4 protein-coding genes and 1 pseudogene are annotated in these 4,883 nt (G+C 41.6%); 4 read left to right on the top strand and 1 reads right to left on the bottom strand.

The window, feature by feature from the left end:
• Positions 1 to 100 precede the first annotated feature (100 nt).
• From WAM07_RS01505 to WAM07_RS01490, 4 genes and pseudogenes are all read left to right on the top strand, one after another.
• Positions 101 to 282: pseudogene (locus tag WAM07_RS01505) on the top strand (ZinT/AdcA family metal-binding protein); the annotation flags it as partial.
• Between the two features lie 203 nt (positions 283 to 485).
• Entirely contained in the window at positions 486 to 989 is a 504-nt protein-coding gene (locus WAM07_RS01500) for a DUF1456 family protein (protein WP_422164178.1), read from the top strand.
• Positions 990 to 1,278: 289 nt separating this feature from the next.
• Complete coding sequence (locus tag WAM07_RS01495; RefSeq protein ID WP_422164176.1) at positions 1,279 to 1,812, top strand: hypothetical protein; 534 nt, start codon at positions 1,279 to 1,281, stop codon at positions 1,810 to 1,812.
• Between the two features lie 12 nt (positions 1,813 to 1,824).
• The gene (locus WAM07_RS01490) at positions 1,825 to 2,766 is read left to right on the top strand and encodes an MvdC/MvdD family ATP grasp protein (protein ID WP_422164174.1); all 942 of its coding nucleotides are present in this window, start codon (positions 1,825 to 1,827) and stop codon (positions 2,764 to 2,766) included.
• Between the two features lie 1,004 nt (positions 2,767 to 3,770).
• On the opposite strand, the gene WAM07_RS01485 is transcribed toward WAM07_RS01490, so the two are convergent.
• Positions 3,771 to 4,883 (bottom strand): glycoside hydrolase family 3 C-terminal domain-containing protein (locus tag WAM07_RS01485; RefSeq protein ID WP_422164173.1); only part of this gene is annotated, 1,113 nt, incomplete at its 5' end.

Here is a 4,883-nt window from a genome sequence, read left to right as displayed (position 1 = left end):
AATGAGCAGTTTAGCAAAGCTTCTTTGTGTATCAACGAAGCTTTGCTTTCTTATTTTTCTGCTAGAGCTTATTTGGGTTTTGGGGCTTAATGAAGGGAAGGAAAAACTTCCTCAGTATAATCAATTTAGTGACCACAGTATCTATCCGACAGATGCTGACCACTATCGCCTGTATTGGGGCGATGACCGCGAAGCTTTATTGGAGGATAGACGAATTTGCCTACATACTATCTGTCCGATATGAGTGGCAAGGAAATTGTTCATGTCATGACGCAGCGTTAATAATAGGGATTCCCTTTGTAAGCATCGAATAATGGATAATAGATAGCTGAAGACCAGTGCCGTGGTCTTCAGCTTCTTTTAGTTGGTGGGCTGGACTGCGCACATGCCGCCTTTATGGTAAAATCATTCTTTAAGGGTACCTAAGGCGTATTTCGGTAAACCGCTTAGGTATAACCAGGAATTAGTATTTTGGAGGTTTTTACATGGATAATAACGATATCGTCATAAGATTAAGATACGCACTTGATATAAAAGATCAGGATATGGCTGAAATTTTTAAACTAGGTGGAGAGGATCTTACCATAGAAGAAGTGCGTAAGGTTCTTACCAAATCAGAGGATGTAGATGAGGAAGAAGAAAATGAGGATCACATTAAATGCACAAATAGTATGCTTGAGTCTTTCCTGAATGGTTTGATCACGTTCAAACGAGGACCCCAGGAGCCAAAGCCCGGCCAGTCGAATAAGCCCGACCGTTCGATTAAGAATCAATCCAGTGTGAATAACGTCATGCTGAAAAAAGTGAAGATCGCCCTGAAATTAACGGCCGAGGATATCATCGATATTCTGGATGAAGTGAATGTGAAGATTACGAAAGGGGAAGTCAGTGCGCTGCTAAGAAAAGAAGGGCATAAGAATTACCGTCAGTTCGGTGATCAGTATGCACGGAACTTCCTGCAGGGATTGACCATTAGATATAGAGGTTAGTCTTAAGTGCGGCAATAGAGTATTTAAAAATCAACTCACCATTATCTTTGATGACACGGTTTCCAATTCAATGGAGGCCGTGTTTTTTGTGGCCTATCATACTTTTCGTCTTAGTTGTCCCGGGCAGGATCTATTCACATTGAAATGAAAAGTCTAATAAAACCATTATTATTCAGAATATTCAAACATTTTATGGCAAAATGTGCTAAGATTTAATAAAAGGAGGTGAATAATACCAATCGAAGCTGAACCACTAGTAGATTTAATAAATAAGGAGGGATAAGAGATAATGGCTAATTTAAAGCAAGTAAAAAACTGGACTGCCGCCTCATTAAGAAGAAAAGATGCCGTAGATTTTGCAGGTTTTTTAACAGATGAAAATGAAGAGTCCATATACGTGGCGGACAGGCAGGGAACTTGGATCATTCCAAGGACAGATTTGACTTTTATGGAAGAATGGAATAATCCGCCGAGAAATTTTACGAAATTTGGGAAACCAGTTCATGTAGGTATCAAAGAAAACGCAACCATTTATGAACTGCGTCCCTGGACGATTAAAAAAGTGCCGGGTGGACTGGGAAGTTCCGAGGTTAAGCAGAATATGGATAAGATCTTCAGCCTTGGAGGAGCGCCTCTGCCTGTGAGTGAACAAACGTATATCGGCGAAAGTCAGGTGGCTGAACTGGAGAGGATGTTTTCGAGGAGGATAGGCTGGGTTCCAGAAGATTTAGCAGATGATCCCCGTCTTAATCCGGTCGGCCAAGTCATGCAGACGGTTTCGAAAACACTTGTGCTAAACGACGGCTTTTGTGATACGGATTAGGGGATTAATGGAATGAATCAAACCATTTTAATCGTTGCTGACAAAAGAGATTTCCATGCAGCAGCCGTATCCGAAGCTTTAAAAAAACGCGGAGAAAAAGTGGAGTGGATTGATTTTACTGACCTCACAGAATCCTGTCATATGTCCTTGTCCATAGAACAGCAGCCGAATGCCAAAATTATTTCTTCATCCGGACACCCCGTTGAATTATCTGAAGTGAAAACGATTTGGTGGAGACGTCCGAAATCCCCGCAGGAAAACAGTGAACTTGATGATGACACAAGGAATTTTGTACACGGTGAATGGGAACATTTTCTCGAGAGCTTTGAAGCTTTTGTACCCGGAGTGAAATGGGTAAATCGACCATATGCTAACCGAATTGCTAATCGTAAAGGATTTCAACTTACATCTGCTAAAGAAGCTGGTTTACGAATTCCGAACACACTGATGACTAACGATCCTTCAGCTGTACGGTCATTAGCTGACCGAGGAATCCCTCTTGTTTATAAAAGGATTGGCGGTGCGCCTCGTCCAATCACAGCAACTAAAGAATTATTACCTTCCGATCTTAACCGCCTTGATTCTCTTACTCAGTGCCCAGCTATTTTTCAGGAACGAATTGAAGCTTCCATGGATATTAGAGTGACAGCCATTGGTCATGACCTCTATGCTGCTGAAATCGATTCCCAATCGGGTTCATCACAGTTGGACTGGCGATTTGACCATTCTGTTCCTTTTCGACCTCACTCGCTTGATCAAGAAACGAGCAATTCTATTCGTAAAGTGATGGAAAAACTCGAGATTTGCTATGGCGCATTTGATCTTCGTCTTACTCCTGAAGGAGAGTATGTATTTCTGGAAGTCAATCCAAGCGGCCAGTTTCTCTTTATAGAGTTATTGACTGAAATCCCCTTAACTGAACACATGGCTGCCTATTTATCCTTATCAAAATGATCATTACTGGTCTATTAGTTAAAATTCAAAGTTTCATAGTTTTTTGTCAGGAAGCTTATTCCTATGTGAGTATCAGACAGCAGTAGATAAAACCACGGGTAACACCATTGGTGAAAAGGCCCGTCCTTATTGTAGAGGACGGGCCTTGCAGAGCATACATAGTTAGCTTTTCATTCCTGTTAACAGGTAAATATCCTTTTTGGTAATATATCTTTCAACTCATCATAGTCATCTGAATGGTTCCTGTGAAGAGCGACGTCTTCTAAATTTCTGACGATATAATAGCAGTACACTTCGTAAAGAGTAAATTGCTGATAGCCTTTTATCGTGTGCTCAGCAAATTGCCATATATCATCGTGGACTTTGGAATCCATCGACTGGGCTAAGAGGCTCAGCATTTCGAATATGGTTATAATGACGGTAGAGTTCTTACCGACATACTCCCGAATGTTTCATTTTCCAGCTTTGCTAGCTTGTTACTCGATTATAACCATTAATTTATTTGGGTTATTTATCTTCCGGAAGTAAGATAGAAAAAAACCTCTATTTTTCGCAATAGACTCTAATAAATTTATTTCATGGAACATGGCATTAGATAACTGACCGTCGAAGATATTGTAAAGTATTGAAAAATATAATCCGACTAATTCAGTATTGTTAAGTTTTTCATAAGAAGTGTTATTAGTCAGAAATTATCCTCCTTACAATAATAAAAAGTGTAATGGGCTTTTACCTGTGTTTTAAACGATTAAACAAGATATATTCGAATGAAGATAAATGAGAAGAGTGAAGCAGTTCATCTGACTTATCTAGATTGATAGAAATAAAGGTCGTGGAGAGAAAGATGGAGAGGGGAGTTCTTAAGAGTGCGTCGAAAGAAACCGCTTCCTGGAAGTAAACAATCTAACTAGTAGTATATCGAATATTACAAAATACTTCCACCTCAGGTCATCCATAATCTGGATGACCTGAGGTGGAAGTTTATTCCTTTATGCTTTTGTTCCTTATTTTAATCGGAATTTCTTTGCGTTTACATCGCGGCTATTCGTTCCTATAAATACTTCAAATTCTCCCGGGTCACTTGTATGCTCCATATTCGCATGATAGTAGCGGAGCTGACTTTCTTCGATTTGGAACACGACTTCCTTGGATTCACCAGGCTCAAGAAGGAGCTTCCTGAAATCTTTCAATTCCTTAAGCGGTCGTACAACATCTCCCACCAGATCACGAATATAGAGCTGGACAATCTCTTCACCGGCGTAACTCCCGGTGTTCGTTACAGTGGATGTTACCGACAGAACTTCATCCGTTGTTATCTGGTCAGAGGATAAATGAAGTTCCCCGTAATCAAACTCGCTGTAACTGAGGCCGTAACCAAAAGGGTAGAAAGGTTCGTTCGGTATATCTAAATACTGAGATACAAACCGTTCGGGCGCATCGGGTGCATCTTTCGGACGGCCGGTGTTGTAACGATTATAATAAATCGGAACTTGGCCAACCGAGTAAGGCATGGACATGGTGAGCTTCGCGGATGGATTGACGGTACCAAAAAGAATATCAGCCAATGCATTTCCGCCTTCTGTTCCTGGGTACCAGGCTTCAATGACAGCATCAGCGTTTGCTGTGATATCTCTTAAGTCCAGCGGACGTCCATTAAAAAGCACAGCCACAACTGGTTTGCCGAGTTTTTTAACTCTCTTCAGCAGGTTCAATTGAACTTCGGGGATACAGATATCCGCCCTGCTGCCTGCTTCACCGCTCATATCTGAATGTTCTCCTAAGGCAACCACAATCACTTCCGCTTTTTCCGCCTGCTCGAGACTCGTTTGCAGCTGCTCCTCTGTTCCTTTTTCGATGCCGCAGCCTTCTGAAATAAACAAGTGGTCTTTCTCAAGGTAGTCAGCCAACCCTTTGTCAACGGTTATGGTATCTTCCGAGGACCCACCCCATGACCAAGGTCCAAGGATATCTGTACTGGTGGAGAAAGGTCCAACCAGTGCGGTCCGCTGTCGTTCATCAAGCGGCAGTACGTTGTCGTTCTTTAACAATACCATGGACTTACCAGCGAGTTCCCGGGCGATTTCCCTGTTTTCCTCTGTTAAAATGACCTGAGCTTC

Origin of the sequence: Halobacillus sp. (genome assembly GCF_049282395.1) — a bacterium.
Lineage (GTDB): Bacteria > Bacillota > Bacilli > Bacillales > Halobacillaceae > Halobacillus.
The sequence above is the reverse complement of the archived record's forward strand: the minus strand, read 5'-3'. Positions and strand labels throughout refer to the sequence as shown.

Excerpts from the sequence above, each read along its gene's own strand:
- WAM07_RS01500 (WP_422164178.1), top strand. The coding sequence starts at position 486 with ATGGATAATAACGATATCGTCATAAGATTAAGATACGCACTTGATATA.
- WAM07_RS01495 (WP_422164176.1), top strand. The coding sequence starts at position 1,279 with ATGGCTAATTTAAAGCAAGTAAAAAACTGGACTGCCGCCTCATTAAGA.
- WAM07_RS01490 (WP_422164174.1), top strand. The coding sequence starts at position 1,825 with ATGAATCAAACCATTTTAATCGTTGCTGACAAAAGAGATTTCCATGCA.